Annotated in this window: 27 protein-coding genes; 10 read left to right on the forward strand and 17 right to left on the reverse strand. The window is 61.9% G+C overall.

Annotated features, from left to right (window positions below; genetic code table 11):
* Positions 1 to 36: 36 nt before the first annotated feature.
* Positions 37 to 849, reverse strand: coding sequence for an endonuclease III domain-containing protein (locus BW940_RS00605; RefSeq protein ID WP_076607691.1), 813 nt, complete (start codon positions 847 to 849; stop codon positions 37 to 39).
* 96 nt (positions 850 to 945) lie between these two features.
* Between BW940_RS00605 and BW940_RS00610 the strand changes: the two genes are divergently transcribed.
* Positions 946 to 1,650, forward strand: coding sequence for a DUF2270 domain-containing protein (locus tag BW940_RS00610; protein ID WP_076607249.1), 705 nt, complete (start codon positions 946 to 948; stop codon positions 1,648 to 1,650).
* Positions 1,651 to 1,686: 36 nt separating this feature from the next.
* Here the strand turns inward: BW940_RS00610 and BW940_RS00615 are convergent, their stop codons facing one another.
* The 4 genes from BW940_RS00615 to BW940_RS20995 all read right to left on the reverse strand — a co-directional run bounded on the left by BW940_RS00615 (position 1,687) and on the right by BW940_RS20995 (position 4,129).
* Positions 1,687 to 2,100: a DUF371 domain-containing protein gene (locus BW940_RS00615; RefSeq protein WP_076607250.1), complete on the reverse strand. Its 414-nt coding sequence runs from the start codon at positions 2,098 to 2,100 to the stop codon at positions 1,687 to 1,689.
* A gap of 146 nt (positions 2,101 to 2,246) precedes the next feature.
* Positions 2,247 to 3,590, reverse strand: a complete 1,344-nt coding sequence (locus BW940_RS00620) for an alkaline phosphatase family protein (RefSeq protein ID WP_076607251.1) — start codon at positions 3,588 to 3,590, stop codon at positions 2,247 to 2,249.
* A 192-nt stretch (positions 3,591 to 3,782) separates the two neighbouring features.
* Positions 3,783 to 3,911, reverse strand: coding sequence for a hypothetical protein (locus tag BW940_RS22320; protein ID WP_268875522.1), 129 nt, complete (start codon positions 3,909 to 3,911; stop codon positions 3,783 to 3,785).
* A gap of 86 nt (positions 3,912 to 3,997) precedes the next feature.
* Positions 3,998 to 4,129 carry a hypothetical protein gene (locus BW940_RS20995; RefSeq protein WP_394329393.1) on the reverse strand — a complete coding sequence of 44 codons (132 nt, stop codon included), beginning with the start codon at positions 4,127 to 4,129 and terminating at the stop codon, positions 3,998 to 4,000.
* Between the two features lie 185 nt (positions 4,130 to 4,314).
* Here BW940_RS20995 and BW940_RS00625 point away from each other — a divergent pair, with 185 nt between their 5' ends.
* On the forward strand, positions 4,315 to 4,674 hold the full coding sequence (locus BW940_RS00625; protein WP_076607252.1) for a PadR family transcriptional regulator: 360 nt from the start codon (positions 4,315 to 4,317) through the stop codon (positions 4,672 to 4,674).
* A 60-nt stretch (positions 4,675 to 4,734) separates the two neighbouring features.
* Here the strand turns inward: BW940_RS00625 and BW940_RS00630 are convergent, their stop codons facing one another.
* On the reverse strand, positions 4,735 to 5,382 hold the full coding sequence (locus BW940_RS00630; RefSeq protein ID WP_076607692.1) for a DUF7108 family protein: 648 nt from the start codon (positions 5,380 to 5,382) through the stop codon (positions 4,735 to 4,737).
* Positions 5,383 to 5,553: 171 nt separating this feature from the next.
* Positions 5,554 to 6,147: a ribonuclease HI gene (gene rnhA / locus BW940_RS00635; protein WP_076607253.1), complete on the reverse strand. Its 594-nt coding sequence runs from the start codon at positions 6,145 to 6,147 to the stop codon at positions 5,554 to 5,556.
* Positions 6,148 to 6,309: 162 nt separating this feature from the next.
* Between rnhA and BW940_RS00640 the strand changes: the two genes are divergently transcribed.
* Complete coding sequence (locus BW940_RS00640) at positions 6,310 to 7,272, forward strand: transcription initiation factor IIB (protein WP_076607254.1); 963 nt, start codon at positions 6,310 to 6,312, stop codon at positions 7,270 to 7,272.
* A gap of 71 nt (positions 7,273 to 7,343) precedes the next feature.
* Here the strand turns inward: BW940_RS00640 and gfcR are convergent, their stop codons facing one another.
* Positions 7,344 to 8,000 carry a transcriptional regulator GfcR gene (gfcR, locus tag BW940_RS00645; protein WP_076607693.1) on the reverse strand — a complete coding sequence of 219 codons (657 nt, stop codon included), beginning with the start codon at positions 7,998 to 8,000 and terminating at the stop codon, positions 7,344 to 7,346.
* A gap of 168 nt (positions 8,001 to 8,168) precedes the next feature.
* On the opposite strand from gfcR, the gene BW940_RS00650 reads away from it, so the two are divergent.
* Positions 8,169 to 9,473, forward strand: coding sequence for an HAD family hydrolase (locus tag BW940_RS00650; RefSeq protein ID WP_076607255.1), 1,305 nt, complete (start codon positions 8,169 to 8,171; stop codon positions 9,471 to 9,473).
* A gap of 42 nt (positions 9,474 to 9,515) precedes the next feature.
* Here the strand turns inward: BW940_RS00650 and BW940_RS00655 are convergent, their stop codons facing one another.
* On the reverse strand, positions 9,516 to 10,664 hold the full coding sequence (locus tag BW940_RS00655; RefSeq protein ID WP_076607256.1) for a hypothetical protein: 1,149 nt from the start codon (positions 10,662 to 10,664) through the stop codon (positions 9,516 to 9,518).
* A gap of 165 nt (positions 10,665 to 10,829) precedes the next feature.
* Between BW940_RS00655 and BW940_RS00660 the strand changes: the two genes are divergently transcribed.
* The gene (locus BW940_RS00660) at positions 10,830 to 11,369 is read left to right on the forward strand and encodes an HAD family hydrolase (protein ID WP_076607257.1); all 540 of its coding nucleotides are present in this window, start codon (positions 10,830 to 10,832) and stop codon (positions 11,367 to 11,369) included.
* A gap of 23 nt (positions 11,370 to 11,392) precedes the next feature.
* Here the strand turns inward: BW940_RS00660 and BW940_RS00665 are convergent, their stop codons facing one another.
* Positions 11,393 to 11,626: a DUF5822 domain-containing protein gene (locus BW940_RS00665; protein WP_076607258.1), complete on the reverse strand. Its 234-nt coding sequence runs from the start codon at positions 11,624 to 11,626 to the stop codon at positions 11,393 to 11,395.
* 148 nt (positions 11,627 to 11,774) lie between these two features.
* On the opposite strand from BW940_RS00665, the gene panB reads away from it, so the two are divergent.
* Together panB and BW940_RS00675 are read left to right on the forward strand one after the other, a co-directional pair.
* Entirely contained in the window at positions 11,775 to 12,587 is an 813-nt protein-coding gene (panB, locus tag BW940_RS00670; RefSeq protein ID WP_076607259.1) for a 3-methyl-2-oxobutanoate hydroxymethyltransferase, read from the forward strand.
* Between the two features lie 243 nt (positions 12,588 to 12,830).
* On the forward strand, positions 12,831 to 13,055 hold the full coding sequence (locus BW940_RS00675) for a DUF7511 domain-containing protein (RefSeq protein ID WP_235847756.1): 225 nt from the start codon (positions 12,831 to 12,833) through the stop codon (positions 13,053 to 13,055).
* A 51-nt stretch (positions 13,056 to 13,106) separates the two neighbouring features.
* Here the strand turns inward: BW940_RS00675 and BW940_RS00680 are convergent, their stop codons facing one another.
* Positions 13,107 to 13,889 carry an alpha/beta fold hydrolase gene (locus tag BW940_RS00680; RefSeq protein ID WP_076607260.1) on the reverse strand — a complete coding sequence of 261 codons (783 nt, stop codon included), beginning with the start codon at positions 13,887 to 13,889 and terminating at the stop codon, positions 13,107 to 13,109.
* Positions 13,890 to 14,065: 176 nt separating this feature from the next.
* Between BW940_RS00680 and BW940_RS00685 the strand changes: the two genes are divergently transcribed.
* A complete protein-coding gene (locus BW940_RS00685) occupies positions 14,066 to 14,365 on the forward strand; it encodes a DUF7127 family protein (protein WP_076607261.1) in 300 nt (99 codons plus the stop codon).
* Positions 14,362 to 16,626: a CDC48 family AAA ATPase gene (locus tag BW940_RS00690; protein ID WP_076607262.1), complete on the forward strand. Its 2,265-nt coding sequence runs from the start codon at positions 14,362 to 14,364 to the stop codon at positions 16,624 to 16,626. Before BW940_RS00685 ends, BW940_RS00690 begins: the two co-directional genes overlap by 4 nt.
* Positions 16,627 to 16,849: 223 nt before the next feature.
* On the opposite strand, the gene BW940_RS00695 is transcribed toward BW940_RS00690, so the two are convergent.
* The 5 genes from BW940_RS00695 to BW940_RS00715 all read right to left on the reverse strand — a co-directional run bounded on the left by BW940_RS00695 (position 16,850) and on the right by BW940_RS00715 (position 21,443).
* The gene (locus tag BW940_RS00695) at positions 16,850 to 18,133 is read right to left on the reverse strand and encodes an MFS transporter (RefSeq protein WP_076607263.1); all 1,284 of its coding nucleotides are present in this window, start codon (positions 18,131 to 18,133) and stop codon (positions 16,850 to 16,852) included.
* Between the two features lie 101 nt (positions 18,134 to 18,234).
* On the reverse strand, positions 18,235 to 18,714 hold the full coding sequence (locus BW940_RS00700; protein WP_076607264.1) for a peroxiredoxin: 480 nt from the start codon (positions 18,712 to 18,714) through the stop codon (positions 18,235 to 18,237).
* A gap of 64 nt (positions 18,715 to 18,778) precedes the next feature.
* A complete protein-coding gene (locus tag BW940_RS00705) occupies positions 18,779 to 19,696 on the reverse strand; it encodes a DNA replication complex subunit Gins51 (protein WP_076607265.1) in 918 nt (305 codons plus the stop codon).
* Positions 19,693 to 20,868 (reverse strand): DNA primase small subunit PriS, encoded by a 1,176-nt coding sequence (priS, locus tag BW940_RS00710; RefSeq protein WP_076607266.1) that lies wholly within the window; start codon positions 20,866 to 20,868, stop codon positions 19,693 to 19,695. Before priS ends, BW940_RS00705 begins: the two co-directional genes overlap by 4 nt.
* A 98-nt stretch (positions 20,869 to 20,966) precedes the next feature.
* On the reverse strand, positions 20,967 to 21,443 hold the full coding sequence (locus BW940_RS00715; RefSeq protein ID WP_076607267.1) for a GNAT family N-acetyltransferase: 477 nt from the start codon (positions 21,441 to 21,443) through the stop codon (positions 20,967 to 20,969).
* Between the two features lie 122 nt (positions 21,444 to 21,565).
* Between BW940_RS00715 and BW940_RS00720 the strand changes: the two genes are divergently transcribed.
* A complete protein-coding gene (locus BW940_RS00720; protein ID WP_076607695.1) occupies positions 21,566 to 22,027 on the forward strand; it encodes an archease in 462 nt (153 codons plus the stop codon).
* Between the two features lie 16 nt (positions 22,028 to 22,043).
* Here BW940_RS00720 and BW940_RS00725 read toward each other — a convergent pair whose 3' ends face one another.
* Positions 22,044 to 22,430, reverse strand: coding sequence for a hypothetical protein (locus BW940_RS00725; RefSeq protein ID WP_235847757.1), 387 nt, complete (start codon positions 22,428 to 22,430; stop codon positions 22,044 to 22,046).
* Positions 22,431 to 22,514 lie beyond the last annotated feature (84 nt).

Genomic DNA, 22,514 nt, shown 5'->3' on the forward strand with positions numbered 1-22,514 from the left:
GGACAGCGACGGATGGCCCCGGACGCGGGAACGCGTTCAGTTCTCTGTCTCGGACGGATCGACGACCTTGTCCGTCTCGGGGTAGACGCCGACCTGCTCGCAGATGTCGCCCATCGGACAGGCGTCGGGATCCTCGAGACAGGCGGGTTTGCGGGCCGTACAGTACTCGCGGCCGAACTGAATCGACGCCGTGTGGCCGAAGCCGCATTTGGCCGCGGGCACGTCTCGCTCGAGTGTCTCGCGGACTGTCTCGTGGTCAGCGTCGGGTGGGGCGATACCCATGCGCCGATAGATGCGGTGGACGTGCGTATCGACGGGAAACACACCCGTCCGGCCACCCGAGAACAGCAACACACAGTCGGCCGTCTTGGGACCGACGCCGCGAACGTCGAGGAGGGTCTCACGAACCGTCGACGGCTCCTCGTCTTTGACGTAGCGATCGAACGCGGCGGCGGAGCCGAATTCCTCGAGGACCCACGCGGCCGTGTCGATGATCGTCTCGGACTTCTGGTTGTACAAGCCGGCACCACTGATCGTTTCGGCGAGCGTCGACTGCTCGGCGCTTGCAAGCGATTCGGCGAGGTCGATGTCGTCGTCCCCGTATGTGCTCATCAGTTCGTCGTGAGCCGGCTGGCTCGCCTTGTCGCTCGTGTTCTGACTCAGGATCGTCCGGACGAGACAGACGAAGGCATCCTGGCTGCCGCCGGTCTGGTCCCAGAATATCGACTCATCGTCGTCGATCGTGACGGCGTTCTGTCCGCCGTCGATGTTGTGTTCGGGAAAGCCACGATCGCCGTAGCGATAGGCGAGGCGATTCACGACGGTTTCTGCGCGAGAGTCTGTGGCCATCAGTTGGAGGTCGTAGAGCAGTCGAACTAACGGTTGTGATCGACTGGCCGACTGGATCACCACGTTCTTTCGCTCTCGAGTCACACGTAAGAGACGATGGCGAAGCGATCTACGAAAGACGTCGATCCAACCGACGCCGAACACCGCGAGGTCGGTGCGGGCCTGCTCGAGGAACAGATGGGGCCGAGTTCGTCGCTGGCACACCTCTATCGCGGCGAAGTCCACCGGATGCAGGTCTGGCGAGAACGCCTCGATCAGACGACGAACTGGGCGGTAATCGTCATGAGTGCAATTCTCACGTGGGCGTTCTCGAGTCAGAACAACCCCCACTACATCATCTTGCTGGGCACGACGGCACTCGTCGCGTTTCTGTTCATTGAGGCCCACCGCTATCGTGGCTACGACATCTGGCGGGGGCGAGTCCGTATGTTCCAGCGAAACGTCTTCGCGTACGGTCTCGACGCCTCCGGCGGGCTCGAGGACCCGGACTGGCGTCGCAAGCTCGGCCAGGATTATCGGAGACCGGTCATCAAAATCTCCCTCGAGGAATCGATCGCCCACCGACTGCGACGGATCTACCTGTTTCTGTTCTCGGTCATGCTCGGGGCCTGGAGCATCCACGTCGTTACGTTTGCGTCCCGTCCGTGGCCAGACAGTGCAGCGATTGGCCCGATTTCGGGGCTCCTGGTGACTGGCATCGTCGTCGCACTCTACCTCGTCGCCGTCGGGATTGCGTTCCGACCCCGCACGTGGCAGGCAGAAGATGAACTCCACGAACAGGCCGTCGGCAGTCATCGGTGACGACCGTGGTAGAGGAACGACCGGCTGATAGCCTGCTCACTCCACGGTGATCGCCACCGTCGCCTCGGCCCCGCCGGCTAAGGCGGCGACGAGGTCGCGGTCGAACCCCTCGGCCGCAAACGGGGCGTCGTTCATGATCGTCCGATCGTCGACGTACTCGCTCGTCCGCCCGACGAGACTGCGCTCGTTGGTCAACTCGAGGTCGGGATCGCCCCGCCCAGATACCGAGTCCGCGTAGCCGCCGGCCTCGATCGTGACCGTGATCGTCGCCTCGGCGTTTTGGCAGGCTTCAATAAACTCGGGATCGAAGTCGGCGGGTGCACGATCGGCGTCGATGGCAAGGATGCAGTCTCCAGCGGGGGTGAGAAAGTCGTCAGTGGTGACCTCGAACGTACTCGGATGGTCGGCGGAGACGTGCTCGTGGCCGCGAGCATGGATGATCTCGTCCATGTCCAGCGGTTCGGTGCCGGGCAGAAAACGGTCTCGAAGTCCGTCGCCGGTATCCTGCGCAGGGTGTGTCGAGACGTGTCGAGTTACCCGCTGGAGAGAGCCCCTGTCGGCGAGAGAACAGCCGTAGTGTGCCTGGGACAGCGCGATCAGACGAGACTCGCACCGTCGAAATCGCCGCGGCTGTACTCGATGTCCATCAGGTCGAGGATGGTCGGCGTGATGTCGAACAGGTCGGCATCATCGATCGTCGCATCGGCGTGATCGATGTACAGCGAGGTGTTATCGAAGCTGTGCATCCCGTTTCGGGGGCCGGTGGTGAAGATTTCGGAGTCGGCTTTGAACCCGGACTTGAGGTCGAAGCCCTTGTTCGGAATCGCGACCAGATCCGGCGCGATGTCGTCGTGATCGCCGCGGAACGCCGCTTCCTTCTCGACGACGCGCTCGACGACCGGGTTGCCGTCCGGCCCTTCGAGCGCCTCGAGGTCGGCTTTGAGCTGATCGCGAACCTCGTCGTACTCCTCCTCGGGGACCGAGCCGCGCGGTTCGCGACCCTCGAGGTTGATGTAGAACCGACCGGGGATGAACGAGTAGGCTTTGGTGTCGTCGGTGATGTCACCCAGTTCTTCGGGTTCGTCGGTCGCAAACGAGAGCCAGCCTTCCTCCTGAAGCCACTCGTTGAAGTGAACCTCGTAATCGAGGCTGGTAAAGCCGTGGTCGGAGGCGACGATCATCGTGACGTCGTCCGGCAGCGCCTCGCGCAGGTGACCAATGTAGTCGTCGATCTTCTGGTAGAACTCGATGAACTCGTCTTTGTACTCGCCGTCGCGTTCGTAGTCTTTGAACAGGAAGTGGTTGACCCGGTCGGTCGTCATGAAGACGCCGAAAAAGAGGTCCCAGTCGTCTTCCTCGATGTAGTGTTTGAACGCCTCGAAGCGAGCGTCGACGGTCGCGTGTGCGTCCTCGATGAACTCGGCTTTGTCGTCCTGGTGGCCGAGTTTCGGATTGACGTCGATCCGGTAGTCCAGCGTCTCGAGGTAGTCACGGACGTCATCCGGGTAGGCCGCCTTATCGAGACCAGGAGAGAGAAAGCCCGAAACCATCCGCTGGACGTTTCGTTGTGGGGGAAAGGTGACGGGGACGTTCATTACGGTCGCCTTTCGGCCGTCTTCCTGGACGCGGTCCCAGACGCGGTCGGCCTGGACCTCACGTCCCATCGGGACGTAGGTGTCGTAGGTCCCAACCTCGCGATCCTGAAAGCCGTAGACGCCCGTCTCGCCGGGATTCATCCCGGTGGTCAGCGATGGCCAGCAGGCGCTCGATTCGGGTGGAACGATGCTCGAGATCTCGCTTGCGGTCCCGTCATCGGCGAGTGCAGCGAAGTTCGGAAACAGTTCTTCGTTCTCCGAGAGGAGACTGTACGGCACGCCGTCGACCCCGATAAATGCGACTCTGGGGGCTCCGTCACCCCGCAATCGATCGAACAGACCCATGACCGGACGTAGTTCGACCGCATACAAGAAGGTTCGTTTCGAGACATTCTATTGAGAACATCTACAACGGGGCCACGACCACGATGACGATCCAACGGCATCGACACACCGGGGTGACGTGACTCGGAGTGACTGTCGGCGGAGCAGCCTCAACCCAGACGACAGCGATATCTGCCGCCTTTCAGTAAGGGATTACTCGTCGCGTTCGTCGTCCTCGGTGGCGTCGAAGTTCGCGGGGACGACCGTCAGGTGAGCCATACCGACACCGGCGTCGGTGTCGTCTGCTCGAGGCGTCTGTGGGGACCGGTTGCTTGCTGCCATAACAAATCAGTGTAGCACACCAACCCAAATAAAATTACTCATGCTCATAATGCATGAACCAAACGTGTACAAATAACTCTCGTGAATCAGGCGGTGACAGCGCCGGCAACGTTGTTTTCTTCGCCTTTGGGACACTCGATAACGGCGTGGATTTCTTTCGGTGGGTTTGGTCCGGGCTCGAGGGCTTCCCAACGGTTGACCAGACATGTGCGGTCCACGATCGATCAAAACGTACGTTCCGAATCGTGTATTATCTTCGGGATGACGGTCAGCAGAGGGCCCCGAACCGGTGACAGTATCCACTCCTATCCGGCGGTATAGCGACTGATCGGGCAAAAGCCAATCAACGTACATGAACGAATAGTTGGCAAGTCTTAAATAGTCTGATGACATTTACAAAAGTATGTCAGAGGCACAATCAATCAGCGGCGAACAGAGTATTGTACGCGAACTTACCGCGTTCCAGAACAACATCCTCGTCATCCTCGCCAAGGAGCCGATGTACGGGCTGGCGATCAAACGTGAACTCGAGGACTACTACGGGACGGAAGTTAATCACGGGCGGCTCTACCCTAACCTCGACGAACTCGTCGATCTCGGACTGGTCGAAAAAAGCGAACTCGACAAGCGAACGAACCAGTACTCGCTGACCGACGACGGCTACGACGCCGTCCTCGACGGCATCGAATGGACGCTCTCGAAGGTCGTCACGGGCGACGACCGCGCCGACGAGATCAACGAGATCGTCGAGAACAGCTACTGAACGCGACTCCGAACTCCACCAGAACGGTTTTTTGTGGATGAACGCACGCGTCGAGACACATCACCGGACGTGTGTGTCAGGCATCGATTCGCCGGCAACGTCGTAGACGAGTCTGATCGAGTCCTCGATCACGGCTCGTTGCTCGGCTGATGGCCAACTGTTGCGCACGAAATACTCCGTCTGAAACTCCGATAGCTCTGCCTCTGTGAGGTCTTCGATCCGTTTCGCGTAGTGGTTACCGACGAAATCGGCGAGCGCTGTGGCGTTGTCGCCGTGAACGTCGCCGTGGGCCGTCCGCACGGCTGCTGCGAGTTCGCGGTTGTGGGCGTCGACGACATCCCAATCGTCGGGATCACCCGTGCCCTCGAGCGGAATTTCGACTGCCCGCGAGATATCGTCGATGCGATCAGTCCTGATGACGCCCTCGGCTTCGTCGTGCCACTCTGCGGGGTGGAGGACGAGGGTGTCGTCACCGTCGTCGTCGCGAACACGGGCGGTGAACTCGTGGGCCTCGAGGAGTTCTTCCCGTCGTTGTGCGTGGGCCTGGGCCTCGTTGTCGTCGGGTGTCGTCCGCGCGAGTCGAGTGAGTCGTTCGGCGTCGTCGACGACGTCGACGGGGAGTTCCTCGCTCGCGGAGTCGTCCGTGTTGTCCGCGGCGCTGTCAACGCTGTCGGCTGCCCCGGCAGGCGATTCGTTCGAATCGGTCATACCGATCCGTACGCACTCGAGGGTTTTTCCCTTGCTGGTCTCGGCGCTGTCTCGCACTAACGTCGGTGATCGGGAGAGGGGACCCCACCTCATACGGTCTGCTGTAACGAGTTACCGCCGATCACCGACCCGTCTCTGGTGATCGGCGGTAATTGACGACAGCAGTCCGTATCAGCCCTGATCGAGCACGTTGTTTGCGAGTTCGTCCGCGCGGTCGTTGACCTCGCGGGGAACGTGTTCGAGTGTCCACTCGTCGAACGCGGACAGCAGTTCGTGGACGGTGATGCGCTGTTCGCGCAGTTCGGGATTGTTCGTATCGTACTCCCCGCGGACTTGCTTGACGATCAGTTCGGAGTCGCCGCGGATGTGGACTTCGTCGTAGCCGTAGTCGCGGGCCGTCTCGAGCGCCGAAATGAGCGCTGCGTACTCGGCCTGATTGTTCGTCGTCGTCCCGATCCGTTCGCCGCCTTCGGCGACGATACCGTCGCCGGTGACGATCACCCAGCCAGTGGCTGCCGGACCCGGGTTGCCGCGACACGCACCGTCGAAATAGACGTGTGCACGGCCGCCCCCCTCACGTAGCAGGGCCTCGATATCCTGTGGGTTCTCGCCTTGAATCACCACCTTGTCGTCGTAGGCGACCGCCGTCGCGTCCTCGCGGCTTGCCCGCCAGCGCTCGTGGTCGGTGTTTCCCGATTCGACGGCTACGCCCGCATCCTCGAGTCGTTCTCGAGCGGCCTCGACGTCGCACTCGATAACCGGCATTCGTGGCTGTTTTCGGCTGGAATCGGATAAAGTCTTTCCGGTTCCGAATCGTAAACCGTGTCTCTAACGCGCTGTATCCGCTGATTTCGGCAAATTAACGTCAACGGACCAAGACCCGGGCCAAGGATTTATATACGTTGGTGATACTACTATAAAAGTGCGATGACACGGTCCACCCGCCAGCGGGAGCGAATGCGTGAGACGGACGAGACCGAGGATCAGGAAGGGGTTCGTGAATGCCCCGAGTGTGAATCGGACAATCTCGTAAAAGACTCCGACCGGGGTGAGCTCATCTGTGAAGACTGTGGGCTCGTCGTGGAGGAAGAACAGATCGATCCCGGTCCTGAGTGGCGGGCGTTCAACCACCAGGAACGGCAGGAAAAGTCCCGCGTCGGCGCGCCGACGACCCAGACGATGCACGACAAGGGACTGACGACGACGATCGACTGGAAAGACAAAGACGCCTACGGCCGTTCTATCTCCTCGAAAAAGCGCAGCCAGATGCATCGACTGCGCAAGTGGCAAGAACGCATCCGAACCAAAGACGCCGGGGAACGGAACCTGCAGTTCGCACTCAGTGAGATCGATCGGATGGCCTCGGCACTCGGCGTCCCGCGCTCGGTTCGGGAGGTCGCCTCAGTCATTTATCGACGCGCGCTCAAAGAAGACCTCATCCGCGGGCGATCGATCGAGGGCGTCGCGACGTCTGCACTGTACGCCGCCTGTCGCAAGGAAGGTATCCCGCGCAGCCTCGAGGAGATCTCGGAAGTCTCCCGCGTCGAACGCAAAGAGATCGGTCGAACGTATCGGTACATCTCACAAGAACTCGGCCTCGAGATGCGTCCCGTCGACCCGAAAAAATACGTGCCTCGCTTCTGTTCCGAACTCGAACTCTCCGAAGAAGTCCAGACCAAGGCCAACGAAATTATCGAGAAGACGGCCGAAGAAGGCTTGCTTTCGGGGAAATCACCCACCGGCTACGCCGCCGCCGCGATCTATGCTGCCTCGCTGCTCTGTAACGAAAAGAAGACCCAGCGCGAGGTCGCCGACGTGGCCCAGGTGACCGAGGTGACGATCCGGAATCGGTATCAAGAACAGATCGAAGCGATGGGAATTCACGGCTAGGTCGTCCGCTCACCAGCGTCGCTTTTTTGCATCGCACTATTCAAACCGAGCGACTGCAAACGCGAGTGTGTTCACTCCTCTTTGCCGACGCTGATGACCTGCAACAGCGAGTAGACCGGCACGCCCTCGAGTTCTTCGAGGCCCTGTTTGTCCGCGAGAACGACACACGCGAGGGGCTCGCCGCCTTCGGCGCGGATAGCCTCGATGGTTTCGCGCATCGTGGTGCCGCTGGTGATCGTGTCGTCGACGATGTAACACTCGCGGTCGCGAATCCCGGCGAAGTTCCGGCTAAACGTGCCGCCGAGTTCTTCGATGTCGCCTTCTTCCCACTGGTGTTTCGCGGGCGTGTACGTTCCGAGATCGGTCTCGAGTTCGCGCGCGACGAGCGTCGCGATCGGGCCGCCGGCTTTCTCGATGCCGATTGTGAGATCGACGCCCTCGCCGTGTTTGGCGAGCATGTCGGCCATCGCTTCCGCAATTGCCCCCATTCGTTTGCTGTCTCGGCCAACTGCAGACCAGTCGACGTGGATGTCCTGTGGGCTGCTTCCGGGGGTGGCGGCTCCCTCCCGGGTTGGCATATCGGTCGGCTGTGCCGTTGCTCCACTGCGTTCGACGAGCCAGCTCGCCGTCTCCCGTGAAACGTTCAGTTCGTCCGCGATCTCGCCTTTGGAGAGCCCGCGGGCTGCGAGCTCCGCTGCGCTCTCGATCAAGTCATCGACGTTTTTCATATACGCCCGAATTCGACCGCTGCTTTTATAGTCGTATCGTCGTCGACCACGGATCGCGTCCACTCTCTCGAGAGATTTCTCGTCGACACGAATATTCACGACGATAGAGCGTTCGCGATCACCGACACACTGAAAACGATTATCTGCCTGCCCCTGCCTGTAGCTGACATGGAACGATATGATCTCATCTACCAACTGTACGATGAGTACGAGACGAAAACGCTCCAGGAGTACCAGGCGTTTGTCGACGTTTTTCCGGCGATCGACTCCCGCGTCGCACTCGAACACTGGCAGGGCGTCAACGACGAACTCGAGCAGCGTAAAGACGAGATCCGCTCGTCGTTTGCAGCCGGCGAGACGTTCGCCGAGATCGCCGCCCGAGCCGATCGGGATCAGGCCTTTACCGCACTAGATCTCGAGGCCAAGTACGGCCGGGCGGTGAACGTCCTTGTGTTAGACGTCGACGAGACGTTGCGGTCGGCCGGCGGGACCGACAACGAGATTCCACGCGACACGCTCCACGTCCTGACGGAGTTTCACGAAGCCGGTGTGCCGATCGTCATCTGTACGGGCCAGACCCTCGAGAACGTCAAGGGCTTTGCGATCCAGGGGCTGGGCAGCGAGATCGTCCACTCTGGCGATCTCTCGATCGTCTACGAGGCCGGAACGGGCGTATTCACACCCGGCCACGGCGCACAGACGAAGCAGTTGCTCTACGAGGATCTAGACGAGGCGATCCGGAACGTCTTCGACGACGTGCGCTCGCGGGTGCTCCCCGAAGCGCCCGACGAACTCCGCCGTGGCTGTCACCTGCAGGGCAACGAGTTCAACATCACGATGAAACCCAACTACGAGACCGGCTCGATGAACGCCCGCGAGACCATCGACACGGCGCTGGTCTACCTGATCGATCTGCTCGCCGACGCCGTCGCCAGTGCACTCGAGGCGCTCGACAAGGAGGCAGCCGATGCGGTCGCCAGCGGTGACGGCAACGGCAGCCGGGAGATCAGTGACGAGACGATCGTCGACTGGACGCGTGCCTTTTACGCCGACCAGGACCCCGAGATCAGGGCCGTCCTCGAGAGCGAAGGGGCCTACCCTGATCTTAACGCCGACACGGTCCCCGACCGTCTTACAGACGTCTTAGAACGCATCGACGTCGCCTACTACGAGGCCGACGCGGCAGAGATTGGCAGCCTCGAGTTGAACAAGGTCGTCGGCGTCGAACGAGCCCTCGAGGTGTTAGGCGTCGATGATCCGTTCTCGCTCGTGATGGGCGACTCCAAAAGCGACCTGCGCGTGATGGAGTGGGTCGATGAGAACGACGCGGGAATCGCGGCTGCGCCCGAACACGCCTCCCAGGACACCCTAGAGCACGTCCTCGAGACGGACGAACTCGTCTTCGATCGGGGCAAAAGCGTCGATATCCTTCGGACGGTGTACGCGCTGAACCGGCTGGCTCGCCTCGAGTGAGCGAGGCGCGACGTACATTATCCGCGGCGTGAACGTCGTTTACTAGAGAAGTGCCCGTGTCCGAACGGTCCCGGTCAGGACCAGCGTACGACCCTCGTCGCTGACCGAGTAATCACTGATCGTCGCCCATCGGTTGCCGATGTTTCGGTTCGAATCGACGTGGTCGCGAAGCGCCTCGGGGTCTGCGTCGTCCTCGTTTTCGTAGAGGAACACCTCCTGGAGCGCGGTCGTCTCGCCGTCGAATTCGTGGGCAGTCGCCGTTCCCGTGAGTCCGGTTTCCCAGTCGTCGAGGTCGTCTTCGATCTGTTCTTCGAGGTCATCACGTCGCGAATCGGGAATGTCAGCGGAGCCGCCGTATTGCTCTTCGAGTATCGAGTCGACGGATCGAGGGGTGTGGACTTCCCCTTCAGCGAGGTGACCCGCATCGAACTGTGCCAACAGTGTCTCGCCGTCGTCCGTCTCGGCCCAGTTCCCATCCGAATTCCACCGGGCATCGATGGCTGCCTTGACGACAGCGATCGGGTCGAGAGCGGAATCGACACTGGCCTCGATGACGTGACTGTCACCGACGGCGAACGCTTGCCCCTCGATCTGGTAGAGGTCGAACGCTTCGTACTCACCCTCACTCGAGAGGTCGTTGTCGCTCGAGTAGCGATCGTCGGCCCAGTTCTCGAGGTTTTCCTCGACGGTCTCGAGCTCGAACGATCCCGAAAGCGTGCCGATGTCGGCCGACGCGGTCCGTGTGTTGTTGTAGGTCTGTTCACCGCCCCAGGTCGTCTGTGTATAGGAGAACTCGTACTCCCATGCGACGTGCTGTGAGAGCTGCCAGTCGATGTCGGTCTCGGGAACGCCTGTCTTCCCTCGCAGGTCCGAGCCCTGCTCGAGTGGCCAGTAGACGACCAGTTCCTCTTCGTTGTCGAAGACCGCCTGTGGAACGACGCTGTCGAACGTGAAGTCAGTCTGATCGTGCGTTTCGAGTGTGGCGTCTTCGTACTCATCGTTCAGGTCGTCGTCTTGGAAAAGCTCCGTGAACGACAGCTCGACGAGCCATTCATCGACCGCCACCGCTGACGCGTCGTCGCCCACGATCGGCAGGCTGCTCGTACAGCCGGCAAGTCCCGCGCTACCGACTGCGAGTGCAGTTGCGCTGCTGTTCCGGATGAAGTTCCGTCTGGAAAGATTGTCAACCATTAGGCTGGTCGAGACAGTACAGATGGATAATATATTCGATATTCTTGTATGTATACTCTGTTGGTATTTCCATCACGACAGTGGCTGCACAGGAGCGTCTCGAACGTCGTGTATCGACTTTCCGGGACCGAAGTCACTATTCATCCACTGGTCGTATCGCCATGTGTGACAGCGTACGACGCCGTCGTTTACGACCTCGATGGGACGCTCGTCGATCTCGACGTCGACTGGGATGCCGTCGCCGATGACGTCCTCGCGGTGTACGAGACCGCGGCTATCGACCCGCCGAGTGCAGAGCTCTGGGAGCTGCTCGAGGCCGCAGCCGACGTCGGGGTGGCCGCAGACGTCGAGGCGGCGATCGCCGCCCACGAACGCGACGGGGCCGCGAGATCGCCACGGTTGCCCCACGTCGACGAGTTGCTCGAGCGCTCGGTTCCGGTCGGTGTCTGCTCGCTCAACTGTGAGGCGGCCTGTCGGATCGCCCTCGAGACCCACGACCTCACCGACGCGGTCGACGTCGTCGTCGGCCGGGATACAGTCGCAACACAGAAACCGCATCCGGAGCCGTTACTCGAGGCGGTCCGCGAACTCGACGTCGAGCCAGAGGCGGCGCTGTTCATCGGTGACTCTGCGCGGGACGAACTGACGGCAGAACGGGCGGGAATGGCGTTTGAATACGTCGGTGACGGCCCATCCGGTGTCTAAGCGAGCGGATACCGGGCAGGCATCTACGTCCGATTTCGTTTTGCATACGTGAAAACGGCGAGGGCTGTGAGAAACCAGATCGGCGCGCCGACGCGGATCGCAAACTCGGCTCGAGCACCCCAGCTCGGCAGGTCGGCGTTCAGCGAGAGGACGGCGACGATTGGTGCACCGACGAGGATCGTGACGACGAAGGTGACCTGCATCACCCAGCCGTAGTCGACGCCTTCGGGCGTGGTTGTTTCGACGGGTTCAGGCACGGCTGACAGTGACGGCCCAGCCCTCTTAACTGCCGCGGATGCCGGTTTCGATCACGTCGTCTCGCTTCGTTCGGTGGCGGCGCTAGCTCCTCGAGGCGGCCCAATCGGAGAACGGTGGCGTTTAATCATCGGGGACGAAGGTGTGTGTATGCCTACCGTCCGGGATATCAGGGAGCAGGCAGGCGACGAACCGATTACGATGCTGACGGCCTACGACGCACCGACGGCCGCGATCGTCGACGATGCTGGTGTGGCCATCGTTCTCGTCGGCGACAGCGTCGGCAACGTCTCGCTGGGCCACGAAACGACGGTCCCCGTCACCGTCGACGGCATGGCCCACCACGTCGGCGCGGTTTCGCGGGCGGTCGATGACGCACTCGTCGTCGCCGACATGCCGTTTCTCTCTTTCGGTGTCGACGAGAAAGACAGCTTAGAGAACGCCGGGCGAATGCTCAAAGAGGAGGGCGCAGAGGCGGTCAAACTCGAGAGCGGCCCCCATACCATCGAGCTCACTGAGAAGATGGCCCAGCTCGGCATTCCGGTGATGGCCCACCTGGGGCTGACGCCACAGCACGTCAACCAGTACGGCGGCTACCCTCGCCAGGGGACCGATCAGGAAGCGGCCGAACGCATTCTCGAACTCGCGCTCGCTCACGAGGAGGCGGGCGCGTTCTCGCTGGTGTTAGAACACGTCCCGTCGAATTTGGCGGCCGAAATCACCGAGGCACTCGAGATCCCGACGATCGGAATCGGTGCCGGCCCGGACTGTGATGGACAGGTGCTCGTGGTTAACGATGCAGTCGGCCTGAGCGAGTGGTCCCCCTCGTTCTCGAAGCAGTTCGGGAACGTCCGCGAGGAGATGAAATCAGCGATCGACGACTACGTCTCGGCCGTCGAATCCGAGTCGTTCCCCGCGGCTGAACACAGTCACGAGGAACACGACCTCGAGGATCTCTACTGATACGGTTTACTGTCGTCACGTACTGCCGATCGCCGACCATTCTGGCGATCGGCGGTACATCGGGACAGCAATCCGTATGAGACAGCGACATTCACCGTCCCTCGAGACTGATCGCTAGTCGTGACGGTCTTCGATACAAATAATAAGGGCATATTATGACAAAATAGGTATTTTATATCCTTACCGGCGACAGTTATATATCTTCGTCGAGAACACGGGAGTACCGACGCGGTGACCGATACAATGTCCGAACAGCCAGACACCATGATTGAACCGGCAACGGGAACGGACGGCACGCACTGTGCCACCACGGAGCGCTCGGCAGCGCTCCAGCACGTAACTGTCGAACACGACGACGAAATCGCCGTCTGTACGATGTTTCCCCAGCACGTCGCCGAAGACGAGATTGCCGACCAGTGGCTGACGGCGACGGGCGAGTCGTTCGTCTCGCTCGAGGACAGTCGGTAGTCGACCGCGATTGCTGCTTTCGCTGCTTTCGCTGTTTTTGTTCTTTTGCCGTCAGTCGCGTTCGAAAACGATATCCAGAAACTCGCTGACGGCTGCGTTAAACGCTGTCGGCTGCTCGAGCATCGCGAGATGGGCCGCGTCTTCGAGTTCGGCGAGCCAGGTGTCGTCGATCTCGTCCGTGAGATACTCGTGATACCGCGGTGGCGTCAGCTGATCATGTTCGCCGTAGGCTGCGAGGACGGGAGTATCGATCTTCGAGAGGTCGTTCCGAACGTCGAATTCGTGGCAGGTCAGGAAATCGCGGCGAGTGACGTCTTGGCCGGTCTCGTGAAGCTGTGTCATTGACTCCTCGCGAAGTTCCGGCTCGGGATCGTGAAAGAGCCGATCCGGCCCGTGGAGGAACTCAACGGCGCGCTCGAAGTCGTTCCCGAGCCAATCGAGGAGGTCCTCGAGAACGCCCAGTCGTGCGCCGGTGCCGGTGAGAACTGCTGCGTCAGGATCGAACTCGCGTTCGATCAGGATGTGCATGACGATGGCACCGCCAAGCGAGTTGCCGACCAGTACCCGACTGTTCGTCTCCTCGACGACGGCCAGGACGTCGTCGGCGTAGGCAGAGAGCCTCGTATACCCGGGCCGAGCATCGACGTCGTCGGAATCGCCGTGGCCGCTCAAATCGACCGTCACGACCGGGTTTTGGTCGGCGAGGCGATGCTGTGCCCGCCAGATGTTACGTGAGCCACCGCTTCCGTGGACGAAACAGATCGGTGCACCATTCCCACCGCGATTAGCGACCTCGTAGGCCGTTTCCCGGCCATGATGTGTCACAACCTCCATACAGGCTCACACGAGCGGTACGGGCTTAAAGTCTCGAGTCAGGTGTCTCGACTTCGATCTGCACTCGAATTGGTGTGAACTGCGAACAGCGTTCTTTCCCCGAATACGGTGCAGTCATCGCATTGATCGGCGAAAGGTTTATATACTAAGCATGCTTACTTTGGGTTAGTTACAGCATGACTCTCGAACAATTCACTACGGACGAAGGGCAGATGGCCCGCCAGTACGAGTACGACGAGTGCTCGGTGTTAGCCGTTGACTTCGGGGTCGACGAGACGGACGCTGCAGTCGACGTCGTCGACGACACGGTGATCGTCGTCGTCGATAGCGCGGACCGACGTTCCGCTGACCGGTCGGGCGGCTCGCCGCCCGATGACGGTGTCCAGTACGAGATCGATCTTCCCGATGGCGTGGATGACGCACACACGTTTATGAAAAATGGCGTCCTGACTGTCGAGATGGAGGGCGATCTATGAAACTCACCGTCAAACCACTGAAACAGAAGGACGCAGGGCGTGGACTGGCCGCGATCGACCGCGTCTCGATGCGCGAACTCGACCTCGAGAACGGCGATTACATCGTTATCAAAGGGAAGGGGGACAGCCAGTCCGTCGCGCGCGTCTGGCCCGGCTATCCCGAAGACGAAGGGCGCGGGATCGTCCGGATCGACGGCCGCCTGCGACAGGAGGCCGACGTCGGGATCGACGACCGCGTCACGGTCGAACCCGCGGACGTCAACCCCGCGAAATCGGTCACGGTCGCGCTCCCGCAGAATCTCCGGATTCGCGGCGATATCGGGCCGCTCGTCCGCGACAAGCTCAGCGGGCAGGCCGTCACCGAGGGCCAGACAGTACCGTTCTCGCTTTCGTTCGGCCCCATGGCCAGCTCCGGCCAGTCGGTGCCGCTGAAGATCGCGAACAGTTCGCCGTCGGGCACGGTCGTCATTACGGACTCGACGAACATCGAGATCTCCGAGACGCCCGCCGAACAGGTCACCTCCGGGACGGGTACGTCCGCGGAGGGCGTCCCGGACGTCACCTACGAGGACATCGGCGGTCTGGACGACGAACTCGACCAGGTCCGCGAGATGATCGAACTGCCGATGCGCCACCCCGAGCTGTTCCAACAGCTCGGTATCGAACCCCCAAAGGGCGTCCTCCTGCACGGTCCACCAGGGACCGGGAAGACGCTCATGGCGAAAGCCGTCGCCAACGAGATCGACGCCCACTTCGAGACGATCTCCGGTCCGGAGATCATGTCGAAGTACTACGGCGAAAGCGAGGAGAAACTCCGCGAGGTGTTCGAGGAGGCCGAAGAGAACGCCCCCTCGATCGTCTTTATCGACGAACTCGACTCCATCGCCGCAAAGCGCGAAGAAGCCGGCGGTGACGTCGAACGCCGCGTCGTCGCCCAGCTGCTCAGCCTGATGGACGGCCTTGAGGAACGGGGCCGTGTGACCGTCATCGCGGCGACCAACCGGGTCGACGACATCGACCCCGCGCTCCGGCGTGGCGGTCGCTTCGACCGCGAGATCGAAATCGGCGTCCCGGACAAGGAAGGCCGCAAGGAGATCCTGCAGGTCCACACCCGCGGGATGCCCCTGACGGAGTCGGTCGATCTGGAACACTACGCCGCCAACACCCACGGCTTCGTCGGCGCGGACCTCGAGTCACTCGCTCGAGAGAGCGCGATGAACGCCCTGCGTCGCATCCGTCCGGAACTCGACCTCGAGTCCGAGGAGATCGACGCCGACGTGCTCGACCGGCTGCAGGTCAACAAGCAGGACTTCAAGGAAGCGCTCAAGGGCATCCAGCCCTCGGCGATGCGCGAGGTCTTCGTCGAAGTGCCTGATATTACCTGGAACGACGTCGGCGGGCTCGGCGACACCAAAGAGCGCCTGCGCGAGACCATCCAGTGGCCACTCGACTACCCCGAGGTGTTCGAGGCCATGGACATGGACGCCGCCAAAGGCGTCATGATGTACGGCCCACCGGGCACCGGGAAGACGCTGCTCGCTAAAGCCGTCGCCAACGAGGCCGAATCGAACTTCATCTCGATCAAAGGCCCCGAACTGCTGAACAAGTACGTTGGCGAGTCCGAGAAAGGCGTCCGTGAGATCTTCGAGAAGGCACGGTCGAACGCACCGACCGTGATCTTCTTCGACGAGATCGACTCGATCGCCGGCGAACGCGGCCAGCGACAGGGCGACTCCGGCGTCGGCGAACGCGTCGTCTCCCAGCTGCTGACTGAACTCGACGGGCTCGAGGAACTCGAGGACGTCGTCGTCATCGCGACGACCAACCGACCGGATCTGATCGACTCGGCCCTGCTCCGTCCCGGCCGACTGGACCGCCACGTCCATGTCCCCGTCCCCGACGAGGACGGCCGCAAGAAAATCTTCGAGGTCCACACCCGCGACAAGCCACTGGCTGACGCGGTCGACCTCGACGAACTCGCCGCCGAGACGGAAGGCTACGTCGGTGCCGACATCGAAGCCGTCACCCGCGAGGCCTCGATGGCCGCCAGCCGCGAGTTCATCAACTCGGTCGACCCCGAGGATATCGGTGAGTCCGTCGGCAACGTCCGTATCAGCACGGACCACTTCGACCACGCACTCGAGGAAGTCGGGCCGAGCGTGACCCCCGAGACGCGCGAGCAGTACGAGGAGCTCGAAGAGGAGTTCAAGCAGGCAGAACCGGCCACGGAAGAAGACCAGCTCGGTCGTACCTTCCAGTAAGCAGCCACGACCGCCGGCGCAACGCTGCGCCTGCGGCAGCGAACAGTATTTTTCGGCGGACTCGATGCAGCCAGCGGCTGCGCTGGTTCGTACGTCGTCGTGCCACGTCGAGGCACGAACTTCGAAAGGGCCGACCGGAGGCGCGTCATACGGACTACTTATATCAGTTCCGTCACACCCCACTCGTCATGGGTTCGCCGGGAACCAGTTACAACAGACCGTCTCAGTCGTCGGCAGTCGTCGTCGACGCGGCAGATGGCACGCGACGGGGGTCCGACGTCATCAGGAGTCGAACCGAGACTCCGGCACCGAGCAGCGCGATCACGGACAGCGTCGCGAAGAAGACCCCCATCGAGGCGTAGTCGAGCAGGAACCCGCCCAGCGAGATGCTGACCGCGCCCAGGCCGAACATTCCGAGGTACGTGTAGCCGTAGGAGAGTCCGCGCGTGTCGGCAGGCGTGTAGACGGCGACGGCCTCCTGATAGAACGGTTCGATCGCGAACAGTGAGAAGCCGAGGACGCCGCAGTAGAACACGACTGCACTGAGCCCCATCGAGGAGACCGGAACGAACGCGAGGGCGAGGGCTGCGAGGCCGAGGAAGACGACGACCAGTCCGCGAGCGACGGCCACACGGGCGGTCAGCTTACCGGCGACGTACTGTCCTGCCATGCCGGCGACCAGCAGGCCGACGTAGACGTAATCGCCGAGCGAGAGTTCCTCGAGGCCGCCCGGCGGTTCGATGTCGGCCATCGCCGGCAGTCCGTGCAGCAACTCCGGCAGGTACGTGAGCACGCCGCGGTAGTAGAGGCCGACGAACGTGACGACGGCGAACACGAGCAGAAACGAACTGGCGAACAACGATTTGGAGTTCGCGACGAACGCCGACCCCGCGGCGGAATCCGTCGCTGCGTCAGCACCGGTCGGCTGCGACTGGTCGTCGAGTGCAGCGGTCGGATCGAACTCGAGTCGAAGGCCGTAGATCACGGCCAACAGACCGGGAACGGCGAGTGCGACGGCGACGAGTCGCCACTCGAGGACGAGCAACAGGGTCGCCGTGGCGAACGGGCCGAGTGCGATGCCGACGTTGCCGGCGATGCCGTGCCAGGCGAAGACCGTGCCGCGGTTTTCGACGCCGGTGCTGATGAGCGCCAGTCCCGCCGGATGGTAGATGCTGGCGACGATTCCCCAGCCCAGCAGGCTGACCGCGACGGCGTAGATCGATTGTGCGAACGCGAGCGTGACAAAGGAGAGGCTCATACCGGCGAGACAGAGCAGGACGAGCCGTTTCGGACCGTATTTGTCGGCGAGCAATCCCGCCGGGAGCGCGCCCAGTCCGAACGGGGCGTAGCCGAGCGCGACGACGAGGCCGACGAGGCCAACGCTGACGTCGAACGCGTCCAGCCAGACGACCAGAAAGATCGGAATCGCGAGTTCGAACCAGTGAACGATCGCGTGTGCAAGCATCGTAAACGTCGCAATTGCCGTGTCGTTATTCCCGAGTGACATTCAGTTTCAACCGTCGATACTGACGGATTTTACGCCGGCTACTTATCAATATGGAAACGTTCGCTTTCAAAACGCATTCTCCTGCGGTCACGACCGATCGACTACGACGTGAGTTCGGCCGACGGCTCCTCGAGTGCCTCGAGGACTTCCGCGGCGTGTCCTTCCGGCGTGACGCCCTCGTAGACGGCCTCGATCAGGCCGTCGGGGCCGACGACGTAGGTGTTACGGAAGACGCCGTCGAAGGTGTTCCCGAACATGTGTTTCTCGCCGTAGGATTCATACAGCGTTGCGACCTCGCCGAGTTCGTCGGAAAGCAGGTCGAACTCGAGGTCGTACTCGGCGGCAAAGGATTCGAGGTCGGCGACTGGATCGTCGCTGATCCCGACGACGTGGGTGTCACAGTCGTCGAACTGTGGGAGTGCGTCGTTGAACGCGCAGGCTTCGGTGGTGCAGCCGTCGGTATTCGCACGGGGATAAAAGTACACCACGAGTCGCTGACCCTCGAACGCGGAGCGGCGGACGGCGTCGCCGTGTTGGTTTACCAGTTCGAACTCGGGTGCCTCGTCGCCTACGTCGAGCATGGACGTGTGTTAGCGACCGCTATTGTATGTATTGTGATTCTACGCGGATCGAATCGGAGCCGAGCTACTCGAGCGGTTCGGCCGCCTCCCGTTCGACGAGCGGCGTGGCGTTCTGTGCCGGGAGCGTGACCACGTCGTCGGTCGAGAGGGAGTACTCGCGCTCGTCGACGCCGAGAATCGAGCCGAGGTCCTGGGTGATTCTGACGGTGACACGCTCGATGTCGTCCTCCGTGTCCGTCTCCGCAGCCGGGTTGGCATCGGCGACGGCCTCCTCCGGCTGTGGAGCGTCCGCGTCCGGCACTGCCGAAGACGGCTCGGAGGGGCCGTCGTCGATTGCCGGGCCGTCGCCGCCCATGACGTCTGCGGGAGTGACGCCGCTCGAGGCAGTCGATTCGGGTTCTGCGTCGCCGTCTGTACCGTCGGCCGGGGTGACGTCGGATGGCGGTTCCTGTGGTGGCACTGGCGGTGTGTCGTCGGATTCGTCGGTGGATGCGTCGGCGGCGGGGTGTCTCGACTCGTCGCCGGTTTCGGGCGCGTCGCCAGCACCGTCACCATCGATCTCGTGTGTCTCCGTGTCACCGTCACCATCGGTGTCGACGCCCTCGAGGACGTCGAGTACACGGGATTTGTTCGCGCCGATGCGGTCGACGAGATCATCGAAGAGGTCGGCCTCTTCGGCGGTCAGTCCCTCGTCGTTTGCGGCCATCCCGGCCGCGGCGAGGCTGGCCTGTTTGACGAGTTTGCCCATTCGACGCTCGTAAATCGCCTCGACGACGTCTTTGGCGGTCTCGATCTCGTCGGTGAGGCGGCCGATCTCCGGCGAGGAAAACGGGTCGTCGACCTGGTCGGCCACACGTTCGCGTTCGTCCTCGAGCTCGGCGATGTACTCGCCGACCTCCTGGTAGAACGAGGGGCGAAGGTTCTGGAGGCTGTCTTTCTTTCGCTCCTTGCTCTGGACCGACCGCAACTCGTCTAGGTTCATTCTTTCTCCTTTTCAGCCCTGCCGCGTGCCATCAAGAACACGGCAACGTACTCTGGTAATGACTGGTCTCCCTCCGAGACCGTAAAGCTATCCCCACCGAGTTCGACCTCACCACCGTCGGTGACGTCGACCGTAATCTCGTGGCCGCGGAACGTGTCCGGAACGGCGTCGTCGAGTGGGTCGAAGGCGTCGATTTCGTCGCGCTCGAGGCGCACCGTTTTGAGACCGCTGCCACCGTGAAGACTGCCCGGCAACCGGATGAGTCGGTTCGTGTCGGTGGTGACGGGCTCGTCGATCGGCGCGTTGTCCTGTTCGACTGCCCGTGTCGCGAACCGTTCGGCCAGCTGGGCAATTGCCGTGTGAACGGTGACGTTGCCCGCCTCGAGTTGCTCGCGGTTGTTGCGAGCGGCGTTGAGTGTCGCCGTCGCCTTCCCCTCGCCGATTCCGTCGAATTCCTGCAGGCGCTCGAGGGCGTCTTCGTCGTCGAGTGCGAGGAGGTCGTCGAGATACGCCATCAGGTGGGCGTGTGTGCGCGCGCCCCAGCCTCCTTCGATCTCGAGCGTTCGGCGCTCGGTCGGCGTCTTCCGACCTAGGCCGGCGACGGTCTCGGTTTCGATCAGCGACTCGAACTCCAGTCCGATCCCCCGAACGTAGTCGACGATCTCCCGGCGGTGTTCCCGCTCGAGGTGGACGATGTTCTCATCGCGGACGTGGACGTGGTAGCCACGGCCGCCCGAGAAGACGATCTCGAGGTCCTCGAAGCCGAAGTCGTTCTCGAGGAACTCGAGGAGCCTCCAAAGCGCGTCCTTACACTTGGCGAGCATCTCGGCGTAGGTGTCCTCGCCGAGCGTGACACTCGGCAGGTGGTCGGCGTCCAAATCGAAGACGAGATCCGCTGACTGCCAGTCTTTTTCCTGCATCGAACTCGCGCCGGGATCGCGAAAGCGTCCCGCCGAGAAGTAGACGTGTTGTGGCCGTTTCCGGACGAGAAACTCCGAGAGATCGCCTAACTCGAGCAGCGAACGGTGGCGGACCATCGTCGTGTCCGGCCCCTCGGTCCAGGGAATAAACCCCCACTCGCGTTCGTTGGCCCCAGGGGGCGGTGTGATCTCTGTCCGCCGGTAGTGATCACGAAACCGTCCCCGAAGATAGGCCCTCGTTCGCTCCTCCATGCACCTCGCCTTCTCGTCGGTGTGGGATTATAGGTGTGCCGAACTGCGCCAGCCAGAACCGCTCGCACATGACAGAACAGCGGCTTGTGTGGGGGCGTCTACCGGCGCATCAGGTCCGAAATCTTGTCAGTGATCCCGACGTCGGAGCCGAGTTTCAGATAGTAGGCGTCGCCGCTGTCCTCGTAGTAGTCGTCGATCCGTCGTTTGATTTCGAAGCCGAGATGTTCGTAAAACTGGAGCGCGTTTTCGTTGGTCGTACGGGCATGACACGTGACGGTGTCGTGGTCTTCTGCAACGCGGGCAACGAGTCGTTTGCCGATTCCCTCTCCTCGAAGGTCGGGCGACACGGCCAGAAAGAGAATATAGCCATCACGCCGGACGGAAGCGAATCCTACCAGCTCGCCTGCCTGCACGTAACAGTGGACCTTGGAGCGACGATATGCGTCAGTGAAGAAGTCGTATCGCTGTTTGAGCACGCCTTCCCGGCGATTGATCTCCTCTTTGAGATGCCAGGCTTCCTCAACGAGGTCGTCACTCCCCGGCATGACGACCCGACTGTCGATGTTGACGCTCACTATTATAGGGTAGTATCGTGGTCAATATAATTCCACCGGCACCCCACCACCTCTCCGCTCAACTGTGACACGAATCGACGACCATAGAACGATCACAGCCGAACTCATACCCAGTACTTGCTATGACACAGAAACGAGGCCAACGGTTTCAACTCCGCGAACACACGGCCGATATCGCCGTCGAAGCGACCGGCGACTCACTCGAGGACGTCTTCGCTGCAGTCGCGGACGGGCTTGGGGCCGCCTCGTGTGATGAGATTCCCGACGAGACCGGCGACCGGTTTTCGCTGTCGGTGACCGCGGAGAGCCGTGAAGCGCTGCTGTTCGATTATCTGGACGAACTGATCTATCTGCGGGACGTCCGTGTCGAACTCCCGGTCGACCACCGTGTCGAAGCGATCACCCACAGCGATGACGCCGACGACGCAGAGCGCTGGACGCTCGAGGCCAGCGCTCGCGGCGTCCCACTTGCCGACATCGACGCCCGCGAAGTGAAAGCCGTCACCTACTCCGAGATGCGACTCGAGCGAATCGAGACGGGCGACGGTGAGCAGTGGGAGGCGTACGTTGTCTTCGACGTCTGAGCGGTGTCTCGTCGGCTCACTGATCGAGTCCGCTGCGAGTCGTCGAGTACGTGTCGCCTCGACGCGATAGCCGGTCCCGGCGAGATCGTCGGAGCAGCTGGTGGGAGCGCTCGAGTCGTCTGCAGCGACGACGAGCAGATCCAGCCGCTCCTGTGAGCCCTCGTAGGCGGCGTGTGCCAACTCGACCGCCACACTCGCTCGAGCCGTACTCGACCGTGCCGCGGGCCGTAACGGTGTCGTCGTCGACACGCACGTCCGGTCGGGCCGTGGCGTCGAACTCCGTCTCGACGAGTTCGAACGTCGTGTCCACGCTTGAGCCGACGACGGGAAGCCGACCGAGACAGCCGGCGGTGAGGCCGATTCCGCTCCCCGCGACACTCGCAAGCAGCGCCCGTCTGTTCACATTTCCAATATTATCGGTGCGAACAAAGCCGTTCCGGTGACCGGAGGCGATCGGTTCCACGGGCTCACTTCTCCGGGTTCTGAT

It is taken from the genome of Natronorubrum thiooxidans, from assembly GCF_900156475.1.
Classification (GTDB): domain Archaea; phylum Halobacteriota; class Halobacteria; order Halobacteriales; family Natrialbaceae; genus Natronorubrum; species Natronorubrum thiooxidans.

Bases quoted from the DNA above. Each gene is read 5' to 3' on its own strand.
- BW940_RS00630 (WP_076607692.1), bottom strand. From the start codon at position 5,382: ATGACCGATTCGAACGAATCGCCTGCCGGGGCAGCCGACAGCGTTGAC.
- BW940_RS00705 (WP_076607265.1), bottom strand. From the start codon at position 19,696: ATGAACCTAGACGAGTTGCGGTCGGTCCAGAGCAAGGAGCGAAAGAAA.
- gfcR (WP_076607693.1), bottom strand. From the start codon at position 8,000: ATGAAAAACGTCGATGACTTGATCGAGAGCGCAGCGGAGCTCGCAGCC.
- BW940_RS00720 (WP_076607695.1), top strand. From the start codon at position 21,566: ATGACACAGAAACGAGGCCAACGGTTTCAACTCCGCGAACACACGGCC.
- BW940_RS00675 (WP_235847756.1), top strand. From the start codon at position 12,831: ATGTCCGAACAGCCAGACACCATGATTGAACCGGCAACGGGAACGGAC.
- BW940_RS00650 (WP_076607255.1), top strand. From the start codon at position 8,169: ATGGAACGATATGATCTCATCTACCAACTGTACGATGAGTACGAGACG.
- panB (WP_076607259.1), top strand. From the start codon at position 11,775: ATGCCTACCGTCCGGGATATCAGGGAGCAGGCAGGCGACGAACCGATT.
- BW940_RS00685 (WP_076607261.1), top strand. From the start codon at position 14,066: ATGACTCTCGAACAATTCACTACGGACGAAGGGCAGATGGCCCGCCAG.
- BW940_RS00680 (WP_076607260.1), bottom strand. From the start codon at position 13,889: ATGGAGGTTGTGACACATCATGGCCGGGAAACGGCCTACGAGGTCGCT.
- BW940_RS00610 (WP_076607249.1), top strand. From the start codon at position 946: ATGGCGAAGCGATCTACGAAAGACGTCGATCCAACCGACGCCGAACAC.
- BW940_RS00625 (WP_076607252.1), top strand. From the start codon at position 4,315: ATGTCAGAGGCACAATCAATCAGCGGCGAACAGAGTATTGTACGCGAA.
- BW940_RS00700 (WP_076607264.1), bottom strand. From the start codon at position 18,714: ATGCTCGACGTAGGCGACGAGGCACCCGAGTTCGAACTGGTAAACCAA.
- BW940_RS00620 (WP_076607251.1), bottom strand. From the start codon at position 3,590: ATGGGTCTGTTCGATCGATTGCGGGGTGACGGAGCCCCCAGAGTCGCA.
- rnhA (WP_076607253.1), bottom strand. From the start codon at position 6,147: ATGCCGGTTATCGAGTGCGACGTCGAGGCCGCTCGAGAACGACTCGAG.
- BW940_RS00640 (WP_076607254.1), top strand. From the start codon at position 6,310: ATGACACGGTCCACCCGCCAGCGGGAGCGAATGCGTGAGACGGACGAG.
- BW940_RS00615 (WP_076607250.1), bottom strand. From the start codon at position 2,100: ATGGACGAGATCATCCATGCTCGCGGCCACGAGCACGTCTCCGCCGAC.
- BW940_RS22320 (WP_268875522.1), bottom strand. From the start codon at position 3,911: ATGGCAGCAAGCAACCGGTCCCCACAGACGCCTCGAGCAGACGACACC.
- BW940_RS00605 (WP_076607691.1), bottom strand. From the start codon at position 849: ATGGCCACAGACTCTCGCGCAGAAACCGTCGTGAATCGCCTCGCCTAT.
- BW940_RS00655 (WP_076607256.1), bottom strand. From the start codon at position 10,664: ATGGTTGACAATCTTTCCAGACGGAACTTCATCCGGAACAGCAGCGCA.
- BW940_RS00695 (WP_076607263.1), bottom strand. From the start codon at position 18,133: ATGTCACTCGGGAATAACGACACGGCAATTGCGACGTTTACGATGCTT.
- priS (WP_076607266.1), bottom strand. From the start codon at position 20,868: ATGGAGGAGCGAACGAGGGCCTATCTTCGGGGACGGTTTCGTGATCAC.
- BW940_RS00690 (WP_076607262.1), top strand. From the start codon at position 14,362: ATGAAACTCACCGTCAAACCACTGAAACAGAAGGACGCAGGGCGTGGA.